The following is a 23613-nucleotide window of genomic DNA, read 5'->3' as shown; positions in this document are numbered from 1 at the left end:
CTCCTCCCCCAAAACACCGGCCGGATCCTCCGGCGGCGCCATCGGCTGCCCGTCCACGCCATGCCCCTTCGTTCGCATCCGCTTTCCGTGAAGCCCCTCTCCGCTCACCCCGTCGGAACAGGTGAAGGCCCCCCGTACACGAGCCCTCCGAGCAGCGCGGACCGTCACGGGTAGGGGCCAAGACGCGCGCAGGCATGCTCGATCAGCTCCCGGTCCACACGCCTTGCGGGGCCGCGCTCGCGGGCTGCGTAGACATGCGACGTGATCTTCGCCCACGTGCGGAAATTGCCGCGCGCCATCTGCTCATCCGCCCGCGCAAGGTCTTCCGGGTTCGCCTGCGCCCACACGGGATGGAACAGAGTCAGCGTCTGCGGTACTTGAGACGGCTCAAGCCGGCCGACCTGGTGCCAGGTCAGCACGCGCGAGCGCAGCGCCGAAGCACGGGCGAGGGCCCGCTCGCATCCCGCACCGCACAGCACCAGCGCCGCCGCACAGCCCGGCGCGTCCCACAACTGCCGCAGGTAATCCAGCAATGGCGGCGTCAGCCGCTGGGCGTCATCGACAAACAGCACACCCGGCTCGGCCAGTGCCCGCGTCAGAGCCTGGCTGGCCGGCCCGGCCCGGTGCGGCAGCGCCCCCGACGGCAGCCCGAGCGCTTCACACAGCGAGGCCCGCAGCTGCGGCAGACCGGGTGCCACGCCGGCCACCGCCCGCCACACCGGCACCCGGCCGGGCAGAAGATGCAAAGCCTGCTCGACGGCGACCGTCTTCCCCAGGCCCGTGTCCCCGTATACACAGCACATCCCGCGTGCCGCGACCGTATGCCCCACAGCCTCCGCCACAGCGGCCACCTGCCGTGTGGACACCAGCCGGGCGCCCGGGACGTACAACCGCACACCGCCGCCCCGCACCCCCGCATCCGCGGCGCCCTCCGGCACCGGCACGTCGGCGGGCGGCCCGTCGACAACAAGCGGCCCACCCTCACCGTCCACGAGACCCCATTCCGCCAGTGCCCGGTCATACCGGCTCGGCTCCAGCCCCACCCGCGCCCCTGCCGGACGAGCTACTTCAAGAACCCGGCCCGCCCCCAGATCCCGCTTGATCACCCGGTGCAGCGTCGGCAGCGAGGGCACACACTGCGCACCCCACCCTCCAACGCCCCCTCTTCCTGGGCCCGGAGCATCCTGCGCCGCAACTCCGCGACGTTCCCGCCCGCCTGAGCCAGGACCTCCCACAAGGCGTCACTCAGCGAAAACCCGTCCTGCCGCGGCCGCGCCTCGACATGACCCCGGCGCCCATCGGCCAGCCACCGCCACACCGTCCGCTCTGACACACCCGCCAGCTCCGCCGCGATCCGCACATGCAACGCAGTCAGCGTCCCCTCCCCATCCACCGCAAGAAGCCGCCGTACCACCACACCCCGCGCCAACGACGCACCCCCGGCCAGCACAGCCCCAGCCGACCCCGCCCGGAACTCACCCGCCGAAACCCCCAGAACCGTCACACGGGCCAGCCCACCCGACCCCGCCAACCCCTCACACAGGAACAGCGAAACCCATGACAGCCAGCAACCAACCTGCTAGCCACACCACAACAGCCGTTTGGTCACCCCATAACAGCAACCACAACCCCGCCCTGGACCCGCTACCAGGACACCCACATCACGAGCCCGCTGACGCCCACCCAATGCCACCACAACGCCCAATCACACATGGAGCAGAGATGACGGAGCGCTTGATCGAGGCCGCGGGGACTCGACGAGTGAAGACATGGACTACCCACCTGGGACCACTGGACCTCGCCCATGCAACAAACCTGAAGCTGTCGCAGGTCGTGACAGCGGGCGACCGCCTGGTGCTCATGCCTGCAGACCACCAACCTCATGAGGACGATCACGGTGAGCAGCCCGCTCACGACCTGTTGCGGCTGGTCGAGGTACGCGACGCTCTTACCTACCCGTTGAACCCGGCCTCGCGTGACGCTGAGATGTACACCAGAGACGCTGCACGGTGCCTCGTGCTCCCCACTAGCCCTCGCTGGCAGCAAGCCCTCGAGACTGCCCTCCTAGGACCTTGGAGCGACTCCCTGTGGGATGCGGGCCAGCTGCCGAGCACCGCACTGAGCGCCTTGAAGTCGGAAACCCGAACCCTGCACCGGCAACTGGTCCCGATCTGGCGTCGTAGAACTCAACACGGCCGAGTGCTTTCGCTCGATGCCGACCTCGGTGGCATGTCACTCCACGACCTCGTCGCGGCCGATGTCGACCTGCTCTCTCACAACACGCACGGAGTCTTCGAGGACGAGCGGCTAAGCACCGTTCTACGAGCCCTGGACCCCGCAGAACGGCAGGTCGTCTTCGCCTACGCCCAAGGCGAGGGCACGACCTGGACCGAGGCCGCAGCGGCAGCCGGCGCCACTTCACCCGACACCTTCGGCGAACGAGTCCGGCGCAAGACCAAACGACTCGCTGCTGAACAGCGCCGTCGTACCGCCCAGCGACGGTCCTGAGGCCGTCGCCTGCTACCGCCATCCGGCACCAGATCCACTTTCGACACCACCGGCGAGCCAGTGTCGGCAATCGCCGACACAAACTTGCGTCGGTCAGCAACTCTCCGGCGCGTAACATGCGGCTGGCCGCAACTTTTGCCGTACAGTGCGCAGCACCTGTACGTGAAAGGATCATCTACATGGGAGAAGCGGCACGGCCGCTGCGCGGGCGCCGCGCAGGGCCACCATCCCAACAACCCCGCCCCGTACGGTCAGTAGGGGCGGGCGACGGCGCAGACCTCGCCCGGCTGATCGCAGAACAGTTCGGCAAAGGGCCCGTCCACGAGGTCAAGACCGTCGTCTACCGCCGGCCTCCCCACGACATGCTGGGCGCCGACGGCTACTCCCTCGTCAGCAACTACTTCCTGCGCCGAGTCCTGCCGTACTGCCTGATGCACAACATCATCAGCAAGCTCCAGGCCGCCGTCCTGTCGAACATGATCGGCAGGCAGAAGAAGGGCAAGATCTACGCGACCCACGCCGAGATCGCTGACGAGATCGGCGTGAAGCGCACCAGCATCGGCCACGCACTGGACGCGCTGTGCGAGAAGAACCTCGTACGCAAGGTCAAGCGGTCCTCCTACCAGCTCAACCCCCGCGTCGCGTATAACGGGAACGGCCAGGAACAGCACGACTTCCTGGCCGAGCTGCGGGCACTCGCGCTGGAATCCAAGTTCCCCGACGAACTCGCACCCGAACTCAGCCTGTTCCCCAGGTCTGAGGTCGGCTGACCGAAAGGGATCCTCGCCATGCTCTTCCAGACCACCGGGCTGTTCGGCATGCTCTACCAGCTGCAGCTCACCCCCACGGCGATCGACGTCCTCTCGGTGATGGTCAAGCACCAGGACGCCGGCGGCAACGTCGGCATGAAGCAGTCCGAGATCGACGCGATCCTCGGCGTCGGCCAGGCCTCCATGAGCCGCGCCATGGCACTCCTCGTCGAACGCGGCATCGTGCTCCGCTCCGGCGGAGGCCGCGGACACCGCTACGCCCTCAACCCCGCCGTGGCCGGCTACGAGTCCCAGACCGAGCTGGAAAAGGCCATGGCCGAACAGCTCGCCGTCGGCGGCCCACCCCCCATCAAGGTCCCCGGCTACGACAAGCGCCCGCCCAAGCCCGGCAAGGGCGGCCTCCACGCGGTCGCCTGACCAGCACCACAACGCAGCAAGGCCCCGGCGGGATTGCCGGGGCCTTCTGCACCTGTACGCGAAAGCGTCCACACCAGTATGCCCCGAAGCGCCGATAGGCACCTCCCGCTTCCCACGGCCCCGGAGAAAGGCCCGCGATGCCCTCCGCCGTCCCCCCGCCATGGCCCCACTGCGGCCACGACGCCGCCCCAGCCACGAACCCGGTGGGATGCCACGGCATTCACGTTCCCGGCCACACCGCATGTCTGGCACATCTAGCGGATACTGACTGTGACGCCTACCTGGCCAGCCTGGCGCCCGGTGCTGATATCGATCATCGCGGTACCCCCTTCACCGAAGACCTGCTGGACCGACTCCTCAGGGCGCTCCGCGACCCCACCACCGAAAAGCCCCACATAGGCACTGCCCAGTTGAACGAAGCGCAGTTCACCGGCTCCGCCAAATTCGACGGGACGCGGTTCTCCGGTCCCGCCTGGTTTGACGGGGTGCACTTCTCAGGCCCTGCCGATTTCAGCAGGGTGGAATTCTCCCCCCTCGCTCACTTCACCGGGGCGCGATTCGCCGGCCCCGCGCATTTCGGTGCAGTCCGGTTCTCTGACGCCGCCAAGTTTGACCAAACGGAGTTCTCTGACTACACCACATTCGACGATGCGCGGTTCTCCGGCCACTCCGACTTCAGCCATGCCAAGTTCTCACTCGGTGTCTACTTCAACCTGGCGAGGTTCTCCACCGGCGCCGTGTTCACAGCGGCCCAGTTTTCCGACACCGCCGAGTTCGACACGGTGCAGTTTGATGGCCCTGTCTGGTTCACCGCGGCGCGGTTCGCCGACCGCGCCTGGTTCGACGCCGCACAGTTCTCCGACAACGCCTGGTTCTATGAGACGCAGTTTTCGGGTGACGCTTGGTTCGGCACGGCCCGGTTCGCGGGAGTTTCGGAAATGGGACCGATCGTATGCGCGGGAGAGGTGAACCTCTCGGGCGCTGTGTTTGACGCGCCGGTGACGCTGGAGATCGCGGCGCGCCAGGTGCGTTGCGAGCGGACTCGGTGGGAGTCGACGGCGACGTTGCGCCTCCGCTATGCCAACGTAGACCTCACGGATGCGGTGTTGTCCGCACCGGTAGCAGTGGTCGCCCACCCGGCCCCTTTTCCCGCCAGCCCCCAGGGCACCGTGGACGAGAGCTTGCTGGCAGGCTGTCGCGGCGGGGTGCAGGTGGCCTCAGTACAAGGCGTGGACGCCGCCCAACTGGTCCTCACTGACACCGACCTGACCGACTGCCGGTTCACCGGCGCCTTCCACCTCGACCAGATCCACATCGAAGGCCGCACAACGTTCGCTTCTGTCCCCAAAGGACTCCACTTCCGCGGCCCTATCTGGCCCGTCAGGTGGTCCCAACGCCGCACGCTGGCCGAGGAGCACCACTGGCGAGCCCAGGTCGCCGGCCAGCCCGCCATATCTCCCCAGCACCCTCCAACGGGCCAGTTCTGGCGCGTCGGCCCCCACCACGGCGATCCCGCACGCACACCCGACTGCGAGGACATCGCGGCCGTCTACCGCCAGCTCCGTAAGGCGTTCGAGGACGCCAAGAACGAGCCCGGCTCCGCCGACTTCTACTACGGCGAAATGGAGATGCGCCGCCACAGCCACGACGACACCCCCCGCGTCGAGCGCGGCCTGCTGCACGCCTACTGGCTCCTGTCCGGCTACGGCCTGCGCGCCTCCCGCGCCGCAGGGTGGCTGATCGCCGCGATGATCACCACCATCGTGCTGCTCATGGGATTCGGTCTTCCCCAGAACTCCCCGCGGCAGGAAGCGAGCGGGACCGTGCCGGCCGGGGGCGGCCGGGTCACCTTCGCGATCGACAAGGACGAGCCGCAGAACCCGACGCACGACCGGTTCACGGGGAAGCGGTTCGAGAAGGCGCTCAACGTCACCCTCAACTCCGTGATCTTCCGCTCCAGCGGCCAGGACCTCACCACCACCGGCACCTACATCGAGATGGGCTCCCGCCTCCTGGAGCCCGCCCTTCTCGCACTCGCCGTCCTCGCCGTACGCGGACGCATCAAACGCTGACCACCACGGTCCTTCCGCGCCCAGCCCCTAGTGTGACCAGCGTCACGCGCCGCTGAGCAAGATTCATTGCCGGTCGGACCGCTGCCCGGGACAGGGAGATGACCGCTACCGTTCTGCGAAAGAGGGCACACCGTGACTGACGAAGCCGAAACACTCGCCTGGCGAAGGCGCTGCCGAGAAGTAGAACCGCCGCAGGGGGGATCAGCACCGGTGACCAGCGAACATGGACCGCGGCGGCACTTCCCGGTCGTCGTTCCCGTGCCCTCCTCACCAACCTCCGCGCAGGCCGCCTCACCTGACCTGCTGCACGTCACCCCCACCGAAGACGGTATTGCGCGGGGCCGAGAACGAGGGTCTCTCGCGGGAGGCCCCACCCGACAGCCCGAACTGGTTCAGGCGCTCAAGCTCCGCGGTCAGATCAGCGGTGCACTTGAGACATTGCTGGCCATCAGGGACAGCATCACTCCCGATACCGTCGACCGCTTCGCCTCTCGCGTCCTGGTGGTGCCGCGCAGCGAACGCTGGCGGGAAGCAGTGACCACAGCCTCGCTGGGAAGTTGGTGCGAGCCCTTCTTCGACACCGGGCACCTGTCAACCACAGCGCTTGGAGCCCTGAAGGCGGAGGCCCGGGCGGTGCACCGGCAGCTGGTGCCGGTGTGGCGCCGGCGCACCCGGCACGGCCGCGTGCTGTCTCTGGACGCCGGCCTCGGCGACGGGCTCTCGCTGTACGACCTGGTCGCCGCCGACGCCGACCTGCTCGCCCACGCCACGGGCTGCGTGTTTGAGGACGCTCGGCTCAACGCCGTGCTGCGCGGCCTCAACGAGACCGAACGACGGGTCGTGTTCGCGTACGCCGTGGGCGAGGGCACCACCTGGGCCGAGGCCGCGGCCGCCGCCGGCGCCACCGACCCGCACGCACTCGGCGAGCGAGTCCGGCGCAAGGCCAAGCGGCTGGCCGCCGAACAGCGGCGCCGTGTTGAGCAACGCCGGGCTTGAAGGGGGCGCCCGGCATCTTCTTCAAGATTCCTTGTCGGTAGGGCCGGATCCCGGGACCGAGAGGTGAAGACCCTGCGTCGAAGGAAGCCAGGAAGATGATCCTTCTCCTCATGCTGGCCTTGTTCATCCTCGGGCTCCTCGCCTGGCGGGCCATGGACAAGGCCAGGGACACCGACGTCACCGGCATCGTCAGGGTGGCGCTCGCGGCGATCGTGACACTCGTCCTGAGCTACGTGGCCCTGCGCGTCGTACCACCCGAGGACGTGCCCGATCTGCTGCACGGCGCTTTCACGGCACTGCGGGCAGCGTGAAACGGCCGAGTCGAGCGAGCGTTCGCTGCGTCGCGAATCGTCCTCTGAGATGGTCACGCGCGTCATCCAGCCGCTCCTCCTCGGCCTCGCCGTCTTCGCCGTACGAGGACGCATCAACCTCGAGGACCATCGCTGTGCGAGCCAGCAGTAAGGTCTGGGCATGGTGACGCGACTGCGCAGGCTCGAGAGCCTGCTGGGTGGACGCCTCGACGGCATCGACTACAGCAGCATCGCTGAGCTGGTCGGGAACGCCGAAGCCGCCGAGAGCGAGGACCTCGACTACAAGCGGGCTCACTACAGCGCCGACGACAAGGGACGCGAGGAACTGGCTAAAGACGTCGCTGCCTTCGCCAACCACACGGGCGGCCTGCTCGTCCTCGGCATGGCAGAGGACAAGGGTGTGCCCAGCAAGGTGTTCGACGTCGACCTGGACGACCGACACCTACGGCACATTCGGCAGGTCGTCGCGAACAACACCGCACCGCCCGTCCCGTACGAGGCCATTGCCGTGCCCAACCCCGATGCCCCAGGCACCGGATTCCTGCTGCTCGCTGTGCCGCGGAGCCCGTCCGGCCCGCACGCCGTGACTGCGCCTCCAACGAAGCCGTCACGAGACGCTCTGCGCCATCCCCGGCGTGGCAGCAGCAATCGGGGTGCCGTCGCCGTCTGGGCACGAGAGGCCGGCTTGACCTGACCGCTTGAACCGGGGGATCGGCCCAGGGAGTGCTCCGGTCACGAGCGGGGCAGATCGTGACCATTCGCGTCACGCTCCACGGGAAGGGGGCCATATGTCCTTCACCTGGCGTTACCTCGTCCGGCCCGACGGCTCTTTCAGCCGCATCGGCAACATCAACGGCAGTCTCGACGACATCAGCGACGAAGAACTCGCCCGGCTGCATCCCGCCGACCGTGACGAGGAGGAACAACCGGACCGGCCTTGTTCCCGCTGCGGAGGCGACCTCCTTCTGTACTGGCACGGGCCGCTGATGACCGGCGTATGGATGGAGCTCTGCTCGGCCTGCGACGCACACCGCCCCGCCGCCCGCGCCTTCATCCGCTGGTACCGCGACACCGACCGCGACCCGAAGGCCCTCCCTCAGCTGTTCGAGGACTGGGAGACCGAGATCATGCACGCCCACGGCTGGGCCCGAGCACCTCAGCTCGAGCCTCCCGAGAGTCCGGCTCCCCCACCCGGCGTCACACCGCGCGGACGGGGCTGAACACTCTCGGTCGTGGTCGGGGCGGATGCACGGCCACGCCCATCGCGGAGACTGGAGCAGCAGCCCCGGATCCCGTCGGCGACTTCCCCCTCACTCGTTAGTCCAGCAGTTTTCCGCAGCATCCCAGGCAAACGCTTTGACCCGTCCCCTTACAAACGTCGCGGTCCGCCAGACACTTCGGTTCCAGGCAATGATTCCCACACGCGGCAACTCAGCGTCGCGCCATTCGTCGTGCCGATATGTGCCCTCAAGCTTCCCCATGGGTGGGTCCGCGCTGCACAAGACGATCAGTTGTGCCACTGCCTCGGCTGGAAGATCCTCACTGATAGAGATCAACCAACCATGCTCCGTGCGTAGGGTGACCGATTGGACGTCACCCTGAAGGCCCTGCACCTCGCGACTCTCCTCCACCTGACGACGGAGTAGGCGTCGAACTGCTGTGCGCGTTCCTTCATCCAGGGCTCCGGCAAACCGATTTCCGAAGTGCGTAGCGACCGCTTGCAGGAAGGGCGCGGCGGCCAAGGCCCCCACTATTAAGATGTGGTTCTGGCCACCCATCATGATGGAGTCGCCGTCAACGCGATTGGGCAAATTGCGATTGTCCGTCAATGCAGTCCCCCTCCTCACCGAATGATGGCAGCCGCGGCCGAAGGCTGCCAGAGGGCGCCCCACGCATCGGGGTGGAAAGGGGAGCTATGCCCATCCATCCAGCGCAAAGGCAGTAAGGACCAGGCCGACGCCACCCTGCGCGCAGCGGTGACCACGGTGAGGCTCCAATACGCCGGAGCCCTGGAGTAGCAGAACCGCATCGCCCAGCTGCACCGCGTACGTCGGGTTCATCTCCGCCACACATGCCTTCCCGACGTGCTGCCGCCACTCGGGCAGCTGGGGCAGGGGGAAGTAGATCCCGGAGCACCCCATCCACCCACTCACGCTGACCGATGCTCTTGCCCTGTTCCTGTTCGTTCGGTGATGCTCTCGGGGCGTCTCACGGTTTTACCCAAACCCGTGCCGGGGCGCCCCAGCACGTCTCCCCTCCCCTGCGTTCCAGGATCCTTCCGTGCGGCGGCAACGGCACGTCCGGGGCGCGGTCAGCTTCCCGGCAGCCACTCGGAGAGGCCCGCGCGGACCCGCGCGTCCCGGAAGAAGCCGCTGTGGACGACGGCGCTCGCCGACGGGACGACGAGCGGATCATGCACGACGTACGAACCGGCGCGGTGGACGCCCTCGGTCGGTACGACGAGGTCGTTGCCGACACCGAACAGCCGGTCCACCAGCACGTCGAGCGCGCGCATCGCCAACGCCGCGTCCCGTGCGGGCTCGAAGTCGGACGTCACCGCGCGCACCGAACCCTCGGTCGGGACGGCGGAGGCGTTGAGTTCACCGAGCCCCACCGATGAGGGGTCCATCGCCGCCAGACCGTCCAGCCCGCCGAGGACACCAGTCGCACCGTGCTTCACGACTTCGAGGACGACCTCCAGGGTGGTGCTCACCAGTTCCTCCGGGAACAGCCCGAGCAGGTTGGTGAAGACTCCGAGCAGATCGCTCAGTCGCTGCTTCTCGGCGAGGGCCGTGCCCGCGTTGGGGGTGGCGACGTGGACGAGCGTACGGACGGAAGGGGCGGGCCGTCCTGCGCCCGCCAGGCCGTCCCGGTTCAGGTGGCGGGCGACGAGACCGCCCCGGGAGTGGGTGACGACGTCGAGGGTGAGTCGCCGGTCGGCGGGCAGGTGCTCCAGGAGCCAGCGCGCGTTGTCGACCGGGTCCAGGTGGACGGTCGGATGGTCGAAGACCAGGACGCGGCCGTCGTAGCGCCGGTGGAGGTCGTGCAGCAGCGGCTCGTCGTCGGCGATGCCGCGAAAGCCGGTGCGGCACCTGCTGAACGTGCCGTGGACGAAGAGCAGGAAGGGCCGGTCGGCGAGCTCGGCGAGCTGGCCCGTGCTCACCTGCACGCCGGGCCGCTCGCCGGCCCCGTCACCCGCCTGTTCGCCTGCCTTGAGGAACGTCTGCGGGGTGGTCAGCCGGAGCCCGTACGGGCGGTGCCTCTTCTCCCACCGGCTGACCGCGAAGTCTGCCGCGAGACCGGCCGCCCGCTCGATTGGGAACCGCAGCAGGTGCAGGACTTTGCCGACACCGAACCCGAGGATGCCCCGGTCCGCCGTCGGCCCGCCCGCGAGGAGTGCGAACTGCTCCATCGGAACACGGAACGTCTGGGCCCCGGCGGCCCGGTCCGCGCGGCCATTCCGCACCGCCGCCTCGGGGAACACCCAGCGCACGACGCCGGTCGCATCTGCCTCCAGCAGGACCTGCCCCTCGTCTGGCGGGGGCGCGGGTGCCTCCAGCAGGAGGTGCGGGCCGGGAGCGTCGCTCCGGTCGGGCCCGCCGGGGCGGCGTGGCACGGCCAAGTCGCTCAGCGGCACGGTGAGCACCGGCCGCATCCCGGCCTCCTGCGCCGCGGTGCCCAGCAGGCGCGCGGCGGGCTCGGGGACGTGGTCGGTGAGGAGTTGCTCGGGCAGCCCGCCAGGGGCCGCGTCGCGCACCGGCGTCCCGGCCGTGGCCCATCGGCGGACCTCGCCGATGCGGCCGCCGACCGCTGAGGAGCGCAGGACCAGACCGTAGGGGAGTTCACTGCGTCCGTCCCGTTCGAGATCAGGCATCGTCCGTTCCTTCCCGTTCCGCTGCAGCGCCTTCTGCGGTCCACTGGACGGTCAGCCGTGGGTGGCCGAAGAAGACGTAGGCGAGCGGGGTCGACAGCTCGGCCCCGGCCGCGCCGCGCGTTCCGGCACGTCGCCTGCGCAGGTACTCGGCGGGGGCCGTGCCGCCCTTCAGCACGGCCTTGTAGAAGCCCTGGGCGAAGTTCTTGGCGACCTTGTCGTCGACGTTCCACAGCGGGGCGACGGCCGCCTGCGCCCCGATGCCGAGGAAGGCTGGCACCATGCCCGCGTAGGCGCCCAGCTCGCTGCGGCCCTGCCCGACCTGGCAGGCGTTGAGGAACACGAGCCGCACCCCGCTGGCCTCCACTCCGGTGACGGACCGTCGGCTCAAGTACGTGCCGTCCACCATCTGCAGACCGTCCTCCAGCTCTTCCGTACTGAACTTCCCGTGCACGGCGAGGTGGAGGATGTCCGGCCCTCGCTCGCCCTCCAGGGCCATGAGCACCTGGTCGGTGGTGGCGTCGACGGGGTTCGCGCGGTAGTGCCGGATGAGGTGCTTGGCCTCGGCCTTCGCCTCCTTGAGTTCGGCGACGGCGTAGTCCCCGGTCACCACGGACATCGTGCGGGGTTGCAGATGCGCGGGCGGGGCCGGGGTGCGCTGCCGGTCGCCGTAGATCCAGCGGCCGACGACCGCCTGGGCGCCGAGGTGGGCCGGCACCGCCGGGTCCAACGGCTCGGACAGCAGGGCCAGTTCCCAGGGGATGTACGGGTCCCAGGTGGCCAGGAGCACGCTCGGCGGACCGGCATGTTCCCCTGCGGCCCGCAGGGCGGCCCACACCTCCTCCGGCACGGCGCCGCTCGCCTCACGGCCGACTCCCTTGAGGTAGTGGGCTAGGTCGTAGGCGTCCTTGCGCTCCTGCACGCCGCGCATGACGGAGCGGGCCCAGTCGGCCTCACCGCCGAGCGTGGTCACGAGCGGCTTGTCGCAGGCGCCGACGCCCGGGTGCGGCGAGCGGTACAGCCAGCAGTGCTGCCGCCCGTCGCTGTCGTTCCCCGGGGCCACGACGATCTCCAGGTCCGGCTGGGTGTCGGCGTCCGCCTCTTCCGGCAGCACCCATACGCCTCCGGCCGCCTGCCTCCGCGGTGGCTCGTCACCGGCTGGCTCCCCGGGCGCCTCCCCCACCCGTACGGTCCGGTGGGCGACCCCGATGATGCTGCCGGCGACCGCGTACACCGCGGTGATCACCCGCTCCGCGGCCAGGGACGGATCGTCCACCGCGCGCAGCCTGAGCATCCGGTACGGGTACGGGTCGTCCGGACCGGCGCGCATGCGCAGGGTGAGAGGGTCCTCGCCGACCACGGCGAAGCCGTGCGCGAGGACGGAGACGTCGAGCGTGAATACGCCGGTGGGGACGGTGAAGGGGGCGGGCTGGACGACCTCGGGTGTGGGGAGCGGGGCCAGCCCGACGCGCAGCTCGAAGGCTTCGTCGGGCACGACGTGCTGGGAGGCATCGAGACGGGCGTAGGCCTCGCGGGTGGGGGCGGCCATTTCGAGGAGACAGGCGTAGGCCTCGCGGGTGGCGGCGGCCATTTTGAGCTCAGCCCCCTCGAGTGAGATGTGGAGGCTGGGCTCGGCGCGCCTGCGCCTGAACCAGTTCCGGAGGCGACCAGGCACTAGGTGGCGGCCTGTCGTTTCATCTCTTGCCCGCCCTCCCTCGCCCCCGTACTCCGGGGACGGCGCAGGGGGCCCGGTCGGCGGGCCCGACGGCTGCGGGGCCGCGGCCTTCGGGGCGGGGGCGGGGGCGGCTCGAGAGAACCCATACCCGCGGGGGCGAGGTGAGGAGCCCGGGGCGGCCCCCACCCTCCCCGGCTCGTCGGCTTCCCCGTATCCGGTCTCCGGCTGCAGCAGCCACGTCAGGTGGGCGAGTTCGCCGGGGCGGGAGGTCGGTTCCGGCCAGCGCACGGGAGGGTGGCCCAGGTGGGGCGCCGCCCTGGACAGTTCTCGCAGCGTGGCGAGGCGTTCGTCCGGGTCCTCGTCCCTGAGCCGTGCGACGGCACGGCTGACCACCTCGGCGGGCGGCGCGAGGCTCAGCACCGCGCCGAGCCAGTCGGCCCGGCCCTCGGGCACCGCCCGAGGGAGCTGGGGGAGATCCGCCGCGAGCGTGTCCGGCAGCACCTCGACGACCTGTCCGAGGCGCTCAGTGGCAACCCGGAGGGTCTCGTCGTCCTCGTCTACGGCATCCACAAGGGTGGCGATCAGCGCCGACAGCAGCCGCTGCCTCCCATCTTCGAAGAGGGAGGCGAGCGGGGACAGGTCCGACGGGAAGCCACGACCGTCCAGGAGGCGGTGGGTCACGGCCATCTCCACGCCCATTGCATAAAGCAACTCGCCCGGATCGCCCCGTGCCGGAGGGGTGACGGCAGGCCGGTCCCCGGTGGCCAGCGCCCGCCGCGCCGCGTCCTGGTGGGCCGAGCCGTCGTCAGCGGCCCACCCTTCCAGGACGGCCCGCACCTCGACCACAGGGAGGTGTCCGGCCGCCTCGACCAGGGAGTCCGGCACCAAGGGATCCGCCCGGAAACGGCTGAGGACCAGCTCCGCGACCTCCTCCGCCGCCTGTTCGTCCAGCGGGAGCGCGGCGCACGCCGCGAGGGCTTCAGCGCGCAGGCTGCGGTTGACCTCATGGACGGCGAGGAGCAGCAGCGGGCCGAGGTCGTCCGACGTCAGGAAGCGGTGCGAGCGTGAGGCCACGGCTCGGCCCTCCGGGAAGATCGGCCCCACCACTCAGCGTAGCCCGGGGGACCTCCCCGGTCTTCTTGTGCGTCGCCGTTCAGCCGCGGTACGTCTCCAGCAGCCGCTGCCACACCTTGCTGATCGTGAATATGGACGGGACGGCGGGCCACAGGCACGGTCGAGAGGAACCTCGCCGGTGATGCCGCTCGTCGCGGCGACACCGAGCACAACGACCGGCTGATGAACCTCGCCCTCCCCCGCTGACTTCCCGTACGACGTCCAGCGCGGAGACGTAGGCGACGCCCTCGCCGTCTCGCCCTGCGCGAGTCCATCCGCCGGGACATCGAGCGCGGCCGGGGCGTCCGCGTCCGCCAGGCGATGGAGCTGGGCGCCACCCGGCGCCAGGTCGCGGACGCCCTGGACGTCGACCCCGACGAGGCCCACGAGCTCCTGCGCGCGTGGGCGGACATTGCAGCACGACCTCCACCGCCGCGACGTCGCGGACGGGCGGCCCCAGCCGCTCGGGCCGGACGACGATCGGCACGCCGCCCTCCTGGCGCCGTGCAAGCTGGGCGACGACGAGACCGCTGCACCGGGTGCCGGGTGACCGGCCCGGCCTCCCCGGACGGCCGCGCGCCCGGAGGACCCGACGCCATGCGACGGCTCGCACGACGCGGTGACCGTGATCGACAGTTCCGGCACCGAGGTACCCGGGTGCGAGCACCACGGCGCGCGCCTGCTCGCCTCCTTAGACGGGGCCGCGCGGTTGAGGACAGCGTTCCCGCCGCCGAGGCCCGGTCACGATGGCCGCCGACGGCATCCGCCCGTTCTGTTGGTACGAGAGCGCTCCACGTACGGAGCCCTCCCAGCTCAGCCACGACGAGAACTGCTCGCTCGCCGCCGGCATCCCCGGATGGTCGGTCCCACGGAAGGACCTCGGATGACGGACACGATCGACGTTGCCCGCCGACGACGAGGCGCCCGTGTACCTCTACTGCGGCCTTACCGGGGTGGGCTCACTGCTCCGGGGTGACCGCCCAGGGAGAGGACGCCACGGCCGCGCTGGAGGCCGTACGGGACCGCGCCGCACCAACCGCCCGCACCCGACCGAGTATCGTCTCGGGCCCCTTCCGGCTCCGGGAGTGACGGCCCCGGCTGGAGGGCCCGGTGATGCTGCTCGGCCGGGCTCCACACCCTCATACTGAGGGGATAGAAGGTGGTCAGAATGCGAACCCGGAACCTTACCGTCACGGCAGCTATTGCGGCGGTTCTGGCCGTGGGAGGGGTTACCGCGTGCGGCGGTACCCCTGCTCAGGACAAGGCGGATCTCCCCGTGACTACGACGGCGGACCTCCCCGTGACTACGACCGAGGAACAGCGCACTCGGCAGTCTCCCCCGACGCTCCGCGTCGGTGAGACCGTTACGGCCTATTACCAGCCCGCGTATGACGAGCCAGATCAGCCGGTCAAGGTCACCTTGAAAGACCTGGCCGAGGTAGCCAACGAAACACCCGGAAAAACGAGCTACGCGATGACATTCCGCGTAGAGAACACAGGTACGGTCCCGTTCCTCTCCTCACTTCTGGACGGAGGCACGTGGGAGAGCGAGGACGGCCGGTTGGTTAATTCCGTGATTGTGGTAGGCCACGAATACGAGGACTTCGTCGGAGAGATCCCGCCCGGCAAGTACGCCATCGGCACGTCGGTTGTGGAAGTCCCGGAAGGCAAGGGAACGCTCCACTTTACGGACACGGGCACATCGCCCATGTTCGACGTCCCAGTGAGCAGCTGAGCGCCCAGTTCCGCCCGCGACTGAACTTTAAGGAACGGACCGGCCACCACCAAAAGCAATGGGGTGGCTGAGCGCCGTACGGACAGTGCGGAACGGCGCCGCGCCCCGCCGGGCGTGGCCCTCCACCCAAGACGCGCTGACCTGCCGCGTCAACACCGTACCGGCTGGATGGGCGACGCTCGGCTGCAGTCGGCGGGCAGGAGATCACCAGCCATGGTCCAAGGATCCAGCCCTCGTCACGCCGCCCTGCACGTCCGAAGAAGGAGATCCATCGCGTTCGAGCCAACCGTCGCCCCATGCCGGCACGGGCTGGGCAAGTTGCTGCTTCGCGGCGTAGATCGCCGGGCGGTCCTCCTGGATCCACCTCAGGCGCCTGCCGCTGCGGCGGATGGTGCGCACTTCCAGCGATCCCCGCTGCCCGGCCACCCCGGTGGTGATGGTGGTGCACTGGTCGCTGCACTCAGGCGGCAGATGGCAGTTGCAGTGGTTGTCCCAGGGGGTGACGGGCAGGCCCCAGCCGGGGGCCGCGAGCAGCGCCATGAGCCGCCGGTGGCCGGTGGCGCCGTGACCTTCCGCGAACGTGGGGTCGATGATCCAGCGTTCCCCGCCGTCGCGTTCATGGTGGCCGAGCCAGCCGGTCACGGCCAGTGGCACCCCTAGGGTGCGGATCAGTCCGACCCGGCGCAGCAGCCCGCTGGTCAGCCAGGCTGACGCCGCGGTGCCTCGGCGTCCCGGGCGCCGGTAGGGACGCTCGGCCGGGTGCCAACTGGTCGGCCGGTCGCGGTGACACGGCGTCATGCCGTAGGTGGCCAGCCGCTGGTCCTGGACGTTGGCCGCGCGCAGCCACTTTTCGGGGGCCAGACCCGACAGGATGACGGAGGCTGAAGGGTCCGGCACGCGGAGCACAACCTGCCCGTCCTCAATGTGGGTACGGGCCCCTGGCACCCCCATGATGTCGCCGTCCTCGTCGGCGCGCGGCAGCAGTGCCTCGGCCAGGTCCAGGGCCTGGGTATCGTTCGGGGCGGGCCGCTCGACCGGGTCGGCCTCGAATCGGATCAGGAGGCGGTCGGAGCGCGGGTCGACGTATTCGATGCCCCACGGGTGCACAGAGGTGATCCGACGCCAGGCCAGTGCGGCCATCACCCGGGCCTCCAGCAGCAGCTGGTCGGCGTCCGGGTGCGGGATCAGCAGGGAGCCAGGCTCGGCGGCCTCGACACGGCGGCGGGCGGACTGCCAGGGCAGCCCGGTGTACAGACGTAGCAGTTCGGCGCGACGTTCGATGACGGTTGTCTTCATGACTCGGAGCCCCTCACTACCGCGGAGCCGTCCCGACACAGCACGCGCAGCAGAGAGCCACGAGGATCATCCGGACCATGCTGCGGTGCCAGCCGAGTTGGCTTCTCCACGGGCGTGCTCGATGTCGGGTCGAGCACGGGGCAGGGGCCCCGCCGGGCCCACCACCCTGGATTCGACCACATCGGACGGGGACGAATCCTGCTCGCCGGGGTGACGCGCCGCCGCACCACCCGAATGCCGCGGTGCTCTCGCCGACGCAGTACGTCGCCCAGCTGTGCAGGCGGCACGTGGCGGGGGCCCTGGCGAGGTCATTGGATGCCGCCTGCTCTCTTGTATGGAAGGACCTCCCGGGGGCCCATTCCGCGGTTGAAGTCGCGACGCACAGTTACGCGTTGATGCTGGAGTGTGATACGGGTAGAGATCTTCAAAGCCCCACCGTCGCAACGCAACGGGGGGCGTGCTCTCATTTGGGGCCGGAGCGGGGGACGTCCATGGCCGATACGGCGGGCACGGGCGCTGGGGCCGAAGGCGCCGGAGCACCCTCTGAGCCGGACGGGCCGACATATTCAGAACTCACGATCTTCGACCTCGCTCCGGAGGAAGACAGCGGCTCGGACACGCTGGGCCGCTACCGGTATCAGGCGGAGGTAGCCGTACGGGACTGCCTGGCCATGCTCACGCAGGACGCCATCGACTCCGTCGTCTGCGAGTGGCACGAGGACTTCGTCGTGACGTGGACCGATGGTTCAGTGGAACTGGTGTCGGTCAAGCATCGCGAAGGAACCCAGGGCCCCTGGACGCTCGCGGAGTTGTGTAAGAGCGGCGGTCTGACCCATCTCTTCGACCGCTGGTGCGCGTGCGAGTGTGCCGCCAATGTCCGCCTCAGACTGGCGACGAACGCGGCGCTGAAGCCGGGCAAGGGCAATGCCGGCGTCCTGGCCCGGATGTGCGGCCCGGAGCCGGAGGTTACGGCCGGGCTGACCGTCATGGCGGAGGACATCGCACGCCAGATGCTCAGAGTCCGCTGGAAGCAGCCCTATCCCAACGTCCCGGACACTCCCGTGTGCAAGGTCGCGGACATCCAGATACCCGACGGCTTCGTGGACAAGGTCGTACGATTCCTCGCGGTCCTGGAGATCTCCTGCAAGCCACCGCACCGCGAGAACATCACCGACGTCAACATCCAACGCCTTCTGGTTCCTGCGGTCGAACAGCTGAAGCTGGCGCACGTCGATCTTGAGAACACCTACCGGGCCATCGTGGACCGGATCGAGCGCGCCAACCGTGACGAGAGCGACCGCGGCCAACTGGCCGTGTACATCGCCGACCCGAGCCGGGTCCGGCACAGCACGCAGATGCAGCAGCGCATCGGCCGGCGCAGGATCACCCGCGACATCATTCGCCGGGAGATCGTGTTCACGTCGGTTCCGCTGCCCACGTTCCCTCGCGGCCAGGCGCCCGTGGTGGCACCGGGAGGTGCCAAGCTCCGTCGCAAGATGCGCCGGGGCCGGGTGCCCTCGGACGAGGCGGCCTTCGCGGAGAGGCTGCGGTCCGCGTGGTACACGACCTGGTCCGAGCGGCGCTCCGGCCTGGCCGGGGACGAGACCGACCTGCTGAATCTGTCCACGGACGTGCTGGAGATGGCCTTCGACTGCCGGCGCCATGCACGCGCGCAGGTGGCTGACGGCAGCGAGTTCGGCATCAAGATGAACGACCTGTTGGCCGAGCGGCTCAAGGTCGATGCTCTGCCTTCGCCTCCGCCCTTCCAGCTCAACCACCTGCACCTGCGGGGGCTGGCCTACCAGTTGTGCGACGAGTGCCACTTCTTCTTCTCCGAGCCGTTCGACGCGGACGAGGAAGCCTCATGACGCACAACGCCGACTTCGAGACCGCCGCAGCGAGGATGCGGACTCAGCGCCGGCAAGCCGAGCAGCGCGAGACTCACTATCACGAGGCCCGCATCCTTCTGCTCATCGCGCAGTTCACGACCCCCCAAGGGCGGTCTCTCGGGCCTGACCAAACTCGCCAAGCTCGACTTCCTGCTGCGCTATCCGGGGATGCTGGAGCGTCTCCTGCCTGCGGGCGAGGCGTCGTGGCCGGAGGGAACGGCGCCGACACCACCCGAGCGCCTCGCGGTCGAGAGCCGCATGACCCGCTACAAGTACGGGCCCTGGGACCAGCGCTACTACAGCATCCTCGGCTCGCTCGCCGCCCGAGGCCTGATCACCTACAGCGGCAGCGCCCGCGCCGAGTTCCGTGCCACACGGCAGGGGGCCGACGCCGCGGCCAGTCTGGCCGCAACGCCGGAATGGGCGGTCGTCGACAGCCGGATCAAGCTGCTCAAACGGCATTTCATCGGCACCGGCAAGTCCAGCCTGCTGATGCTCATCAAGCACGCCCTCGGTGGCGGTGCCATGCTCACCCCTGCGGTCCGCGAGCACGTGCTGTCCGTCCAGGCCGAGGTCGTGGCCGGCGACGAACATGTCGTCCTCAGGCGGACCATCGAGGGAGACACCGCCGGCACCGTGGATCTCCTGGACCCCCGCTCCCTCACCCTGGAGCGCTCCCTGCCTGTGCGCGCCTCCGAGGGTGCCACCACGCTCTCCGACTACCTGCTGGACGCACTCGGCTTCCCGCGCGAACAGATCGCCGCACGGAGAGAGGGCGCAGCGCGGCCGCAGAACCTCACCTTCAACGATCTGTACGCCTACGTCTATCTCCAGGCCCGCGAGATCGACCGCCAGGTCGTCGGCCACCTTGACCGTTGGTTCGAGGTCAAGCGCAAAGAACTCTTCCGTTTGATGTTCGGGCTCACCGACAGTGCGCTCATGGAGCTCAAGCGCACCCGGAACCAGCTCTTGGAGAGGCTGACTGCCAGAGACGCTGAGCACAAGAACGTCAGTGCCTTCCTGGCGGCCTCCGACCCCCGCAGTGACGACGAGCTGCGGGCCGAGCTTACGCAGCTGCGCGACACCCTGGGCCGGGCCGAGGCCGCGCTGGCCAGTCTCCGGACCGAACTTGAGGAGCAGACCGCCGCCGACACTGCACTGCGCGACGAACTCCAGAACGCCATCCGCGGCGCGCGGCAGGCCGACGAAGAAGTATCGGCGGCCACCGACCTCGTCGACGCGCGGAGGGCCGTCGTCGCCCAGGTGCAGCTCGACCTCTCCCGTCTCGCCCGGTCGGCCACGGCCATCGACCAGCTCTCCCCCTTCGAGTTCGTCGTCTGCCCGCGGTGCATGCAGTCCTTGGCCGCCCGCCCCGTCGAGGACGGCCACTGCCTCGTCTGCCTCCAGCCCGACCTCGTCGAGGCCGACATCGACCCGGCCGCCATCGAGGAGACACGCACAGTCCTCCAACACCAGCTGGAGGACGCACAGCGCATCCAGCAGGCCGACGAAGATCACCTGCAGGCTGCCCAGGAGCGGTCGCAGCAGCTCAGCTTCGCCATCAGCAGCCTGCGCCGGGAGCTCGACGCCCAGACCCGCGATGCGGTCGCCCCTCGCTTCGACGCCATCGCCGAGGCCAGCTCCCGCGTCGCCGCGCTCAAAGCCAGCATCGATTCCATCACTCAGCTGCGGGAATCGTGGGCCCGGGTGCGCGCCATCGACGCGGACATCCGCTCGATCAAGAATGAGCGGCGGCAGGTCAACAGGGACATCAAAGTGAAGTCCGAGCAGCTCAAGGCCAGCCAGTCACTGCTGCGCGACCTCAGTGACGACTTCGGCCGGCTCCTCACCGGCTGGAACCTTCCCTGGGTCGAGAGGGCCGTCACCGACCGCGACACCTACCTACCCGTCGTCAACGACCAGCCCTTCGAGAGCATGCAAGCCTCCGGCGGCGGCCTCGCCACTTCCGTCAACCTCGCCTACAGCCTCACCCTCCTCACCTCCGGACTCGACCACGCCGACGTCCTGGTCCCGTCCCTCCTCGTGATCGACTCACCGCGCAAGGCCTTCGGCAACAACCCCTCCGACCAGCAACGTGCTGCCGAGATCTACAGCCGGTTCAGGACTCTGGCCGACGCATACGGGGACCGCCTGCAACTGATCGTCGCCGACAACGACCCCCCGCCCATCACCGACGACTCGTTCGGCAGGGTCGAGTTCGACTACGCGAACCCCATGGTTCCCGGCGTCGACCATCCCGGCCCCGATCGCGTCACCCGCATCGAGAACCAGATCGACAACCGGTCGGAGGCCTAGGAAGCCGTCCCGCCAAGAGACAAACCGCGGTACGAGCGGGCACCAGATGCGTGACACCCAGACAGGACACGGGAAGGGCTAATGACCGCAGAGCTCCTCGCCGCCGCGCCGGTCTAGTGGGCGTTGTGGTTGGTGGTGGCGTCACGCTCGTAACGGCCCACATCCAGTTGGAAAAGGCTCACTACCAGCGCTGCAGATCCTTGCGCAGCCGGTCGTACCAGGCCTGTCGGCGCTGAGCGGTGTCTGGCGGCTTCTCGCCGAGCGCGACCACCTGGTCGGTGACGCTGTAAGTGAGGCGATACAGCAATACTTCAGTGGCAGTCTCCAGCCACTTCTGGGTGGACCTGGCTGGCGGTGCTGAACCGAAAACGGTGACGAACCAGGTGGGCAGGAGGGCCCGTTCGTGGACCGCATCGGCCAGACGGCTGCGCAGTGCCACGGTGAGGGCCTTCTCGGCTCTGGCCCCCGCGGCCATCACCGACTGCTTCTCGGCGCGGGTTTTGGCGTCGTTGGCCAGGGCATCTTCGGCTTCAGCAGCGAGGGCTGCCTGCCGGTCGAGATCCTGGCGCAGGCGCCGCTCCACCATGACGGCTTCACGGAGCTTGTCGGCGGCCTCGATGCGGGCGCGGGAGCCGAACCTGGTCGAGAGCAGTGCGCCAACCGCATCGGTGACCGTGGCTCGGTGTGCACGGAGTTTTTCGGCGCTCTCGCGGTGATACCGCAGCCGGTGCTGGAAAGTGGAGCGCTCGTGGTCGCTGAGCAGCAGGCCGCGGGCCTGCCGGCCGCGTTCCATGGTGCGAGCAAGGTCGTGCTGGTCCTTGGGGAAGGTGTCCAGATCCGCTTGCTGTGCACCGCCGGATGCCAGGAGCTGGCCTTCCAGGAGCCGCACCTGCTGCACCAGGCGGTTGACGGCCTGCTGGGTGTCGTCGACGCGGTCACGGAGCTCTTCGTCGACTTCCTCGATCTTCGCTTCGCAGCTTCGGATGTCACTGCGGATACTGCCCAGCTCGTGATCCAGGTCCTCGGTGTAGCCGAGCTTGCGAGAAAGGCTCCCGGCTTCACCCTCCAGGTCATCGATCCGGCTGTCCAGATCCCGGATGCGGCGGTCGACGTCCTCCATCACTTCGCCCCCTGCTGGCTGCTGCCTTCCGAGGCCACGCCGACCACGACCCAGCCGGCCAGGACGGCGATGATCCACCATGCGGAGACCACTCCGAGAGCGACCAGCGCCACCAGCAGGCACAGCACGTGCAGCCCGATCGCGATACCGCGCTGAAGCTTGTAGCCCTCCGTGGTCACGGTGATCGACCAGCCCATCAACGTGCCAATCAGATGGGGTATGAGCAGCACAAGCCACCAGGCCGTATGCCCGAGGACAAACAGTGAGGTGATCAGCGCGACCGCCATCCCGCTCTGACCGCGCCAGGACCACTTCACGACCCGTGCTGCGCGCTCCCGCTTCGGTTGCGCCACACGGGCGGGAAGAGTTCGCTCGAACTCCAACAGCTTCTCAGCACCCGCCACGAGCTGCTCATACAGATCATCGAACGTCGCGTCATCCGGGTCGGCTTGCCTGATCCGCGAGTGGCGCACGCCCAGATCCCTGATCATGTCCCGATGCCGCTCGCGCAGCTCACGCTCGCTCTCTGGCACACTCTCCCCCTCGATCACGCGTCGTAGTTACCCACACCGATCAACCTCCCAGACATGCAGCCGTACAGACGGCCGAAAATCTCCACTAGCAGGCGCTCACGGCTGTCAGGTACCTACTCAAGGCTGTGCCCTGGTCGGCCTGGCACGGCTAGAGGATCTTCTGGGCCTGGGTCGCGACGGCGTCACCATCGATGAGTGTCTTGGAGAGGTGACCTCCTCGTGTCGGACCTCGTGCTGCCCGAGCCCAGCGGGCCAGGTGCGTGGGGCCCCGTCACTCACCCTGCTCGTCACCGCCGGTCAGCGGAACGACAGCCCGGAGTTCCAGCCGATTCTGGAGGGCATTCGAGTGGTCCGCATCGGGCCGGGCCGGCCACGTACCAGGCCGGACAAGGTGCGCGCCGACAAGGCGTACGGCTCTCGCGCGAACCGCACCTACCCCCGCAGGCGAGAACTGGCTCCCGTGGCGCCACGGGCTGTCGGAACCGTTGCCCCGTTGGGATCCCGGCGGGGCAACCTGCCGTCACCGATGGCGACCAAGGGGCGTTGCGGCTGCTCAGGCTGAGCGGGCTAGGGTGCTGGCCATGACTCTGGACCGAGACGGCGTGATGCTGCCGCGACTGCGGCCGACGGACGTTGCGCGGCGAGGGGTGGCCTTCGGCCTGCTGGGTGTGGTGCCGCTCATGGTGGCGACTTTGAGTATCAGCGGCCACAGCGACCGGAAAGAGTTCCTGTCCGTCGTCGGTGCTTTTGCCGGACTCTTCGGTGTGAGCCTGATTGTGGTCGGTGCCGGCTTCTGGTGGGCCAGTGCGGGGGACATCCGACGCGTGCGGGACTGGCGCACTCTCACGAGCCAGGCCGCCTCGGTCACCGTCGTGGGTCCAGCGTTCCTGCGCTCGGGGCTGTTCCTGAGCGTCCTCGGAGCTGCTGCTCTCGGGCTGTACCAGCTCGTGGACACTGCGCCTTACGGCAGTTGGTTGCACGGCTAGCACTT

18 protein-coding genes are annotated in these 23613 nt (G+C 69.0%); 12 read left to right on the top strand and 6 right to left on the bottom strand.

Features of this window, described 5'->3' with window-relative positions; translation table 11 throughout:
* Nucleotides 1–164: 164 nt before the first annotated feature.
* Nucleotides 165–1133 carry an AAA family ATPase gene (locus ACH4G3_RS41450; RefSeq protein ID WP_397629333.1) on the bottom strand — a complete coding sequence of 323 codons (969 nt, stop codon included), beginning with the start codon at nt 1131–1133 and terminating at the stop codon, nt 165–167.
* Nucleotides 1134–1722: 589 nt separating this feature from the next.
* Here ACH4G3_RS41450 and ACH4G3_RS41445 point away from each other — a divergent pair.
* The 8 genes from ACH4G3_RS41445 (at nt 1723) to ACH4G3_RS41410 (ending at nt 8294) form a co-directional block, all read left to right on the top strand.
* Nucleotides 1723–2508 carry a hypothetical protein gene (locus ACH4G3_RS41445; RefSeq protein ID WP_397629332.1) on the top strand — a complete coding sequence of 262 codons (786 nt, stop codon included), beginning with the start codon at nt 1723–1725 and terminating at the stop codon, nt 2506–2508.
* Nucleotides 2509–2687: 179 nt separating this feature from the next.
* Nucleotides 2688–3278 (top strand): replication/maintenance protein RepL, encoded by a 591-nt coding sequence (locus ACH4G3_RS41440; protein ID WP_397629331.1) that lies wholly within the window; start codon nt 2688–2690, stop codon nt 3276–3278.
* An 18-nt stretch (nt 3279–3296) separates the two neighbouring features.
* The gene (locus ACH4G3_RS41435) at nt 3297–3695 is read left to right on the top strand and encodes a hypothetical protein (RefSeq protein WP_397629330.1); all 399 of its coding nucleotides are present in this window, start codon (nt 3297–3299) and stop codon (nt 3693–3695) included.
* Between the two features lie 410 nt (nt 3696–4105).
* Nucleotides 4106–5767: a pentapeptide repeat-containing protein gene (locus ACH4G3_RS41430; RefSeq protein ID WP_397629329.1), complete on the top strand. Its 1662-nt coding sequence runs from the start codon at nt 4106–4108 to the stop codon at nt 5765–5767.
* A gap of 438 nt (nt 5768–6205) precedes the next feature.
* Nucleotides 6206–6763 (top strand): hypothetical protein, encoded by a 558-nt coding sequence (locus tag ACH4G3_RS41425; protein ID WP_397629328.1) that lies wholly within the window; start codon nt 6206–6208, stop codon nt 6761–6763.
* Nucleotides 6764–6858: 95 nt separating this feature from the next.
* Nucleotides 6859–7074, top strand: coding sequence for a hypothetical protein (locus ACH4G3_RS41420; protein ID WP_397629327.1), 216 nt, complete (start codon nt 6859–6861; stop codon nt 7072–7074).
* A gap of 160 nt (nt 7075–7234) precedes the next feature.
* Complete coding sequence (locus tag ACH4G3_RS41415; RefSeq protein ID WP_397629326.1) at nt 7235–7768, top strand: AlbA family DNA-binding domain-containing protein; 534 nt, start codon at nt 7235–7237, stop codon at nt 7766–7768.
* A gap of 94 nt (nt 7769–7862) precedes the next feature.
* Nucleotides 7863–8294, top strand: coding sequence for a DUF6300 family protein (locus ACH4G3_RS41410; protein WP_397629325.1), 432 nt, complete (start codon nt 7863–7865; stop codon nt 8292–8294).
* Between the two features lie 1091 nt (nt 8295–9385).
* Here ACH4G3_RS41410 and ACH4G3_RS41405 read toward each other — a convergent pair.
* Together ACH4G3_RS41405 and ACH4G3_RS41400 are read right to left on the bottom strand one after the other, a co-directional pair.
* Nucleotides 9386–10948 carry an esterase/lipase family protein gene (locus tag ACH4G3_RS41405; protein WP_397629324.1) on the bottom strand — a complete coding sequence of 521 codons (1563 nt, stop codon included), beginning with the start codon at nt 10946–10948 and terminating at the stop codon, nt 9386–9388.
* Entirely contained in the window at nt 10941–13694 is a 2754-nt protein-coding gene (locus ACH4G3_RS41400; RefSeq protein ID WP_397629323.1) for a CHAT domain-containing protein, read from the bottom strand. The genes ACH4G3_RS41405 and ACH4G3_RS41400 overlap by 8 nt, the downstream gene beginning before the upstream one ends.
* A 1207-nt stretch (nt 13695–14901) precedes the next feature.
* Here ACH4G3_RS41400 and ACH4G3_RS41395 point away from each other — a divergent pair.
* A complete protein-coding gene (locus ACH4G3_RS41395; RefSeq protein ID WP_397629322.1) occupies nt 14902–15468 on the top strand; it encodes a hypothetical protein in 567 nt (188 codons plus the stop codon).
* 204 nt (nt 15469–15672) lie between these two features.
* On the opposite strand, the gene ACH4G3_RS41390 is transcribed toward ACH4G3_RS41395, so the two are convergent.
* The gene (locus ACH4G3_RS41390) at nt 15673–16764 is read right to left on the bottom strand and encodes a hypothetical protein (RefSeq protein ID WP_397629321.1); all 1092 of its coding nucleotides are present in this window, start codon (nt 16762–16764) and stop codon (nt 15673–15675) included.
* A 491-nt stretch (nt 16765–17255) separates the two neighbouring features.
* On the opposite strand from ACH4G3_RS41390, the gene ACH4G3_RS41385 reads away from it, so the two are divergent.
* Nucleotides 17256–18632: a dsDNA nuclease domain-containing protein gene (locus ACH4G3_RS41385; RefSeq protein ID WP_397629320.1), complete on the top strand. Its 1377-nt coding sequence runs from the start codon at nt 17256–17258 to the stop codon at nt 18630–18632.
* A 189-nt stretch (nt 18633–18821) separates the two neighbouring features.
* Entirely contained in the window at nt 18822–20969 is a 2148-nt protein-coding gene (locus ACH4G3_RS41380; RefSeq protein WP_397629319.1) for a coiled-coil domain-containing protein, read from the top strand.
* Between the two features lie 181 nt (nt 20970–21150).
* Here the strand turns inward: ACH4G3_RS41380 and ACH4G3_RS41375 are convergent, their stop codons facing one another.
* Both ACH4G3_RS41375 and ACH4G3_RS41370 read right to left on the bottom strand, forming a co-directional pair.
* Nucleotides 21151–22089 (bottom strand): hypothetical protein, encoded by a 939-nt coding sequence (locus ACH4G3_RS41375; protein WP_397629318.1) that lies wholly within the window; start codon nt 22087–22089, stop codon nt 21151–21153.
* Nucleotides 22089–22622, bottom strand: a complete 534-nt coding sequence (locus ACH4G3_RS41370; protein ID WP_397629317.1) for a hypothetical protein — start codon at nt 22620–22622, stop codon at nt 22089–22091. The genes ACH4G3_RS41375 and ACH4G3_RS41370 overlap by 1 nt, the downstream gene beginning before the upstream one ends.
* A gap of 581 nt (nt 22623–23203) precedes the next feature.
* On the opposite strand from ACH4G3_RS41370, the gene ACH4G3_RS41365 reads away from it, so the two are divergent.
* The gene (locus tag ACH4G3_RS41365; protein ID WP_397629316.1) at nt 23204–23608 is read left to right on the top strand and encodes a DUF6336 family protein; all 405 of its coding nucleotides are present in this window, start codon (nt 23204–23206) and stop codon (nt 23606–23608) included.
* The last annotated feature ends 5 nt before the right edge of the window (nt 23609–23613 follow it).

It is taken from the genome of Streptomyces afghaniensis, assembly GCF_044327915.1.
In the GTDB taxonomy this organism is placed as follows: domain Bacteria; phylum Actinomycetota; class Actinomycetes; order Streptomycetales; family Streptomycetaceae; genus Streptomyces; species Streptomyces afghaniensis.
The sequence above is the reverse complement of the archived record's forward strand: the minus strand, read 5'-3'. Positions and strand labels throughout refer to the sequence as shown.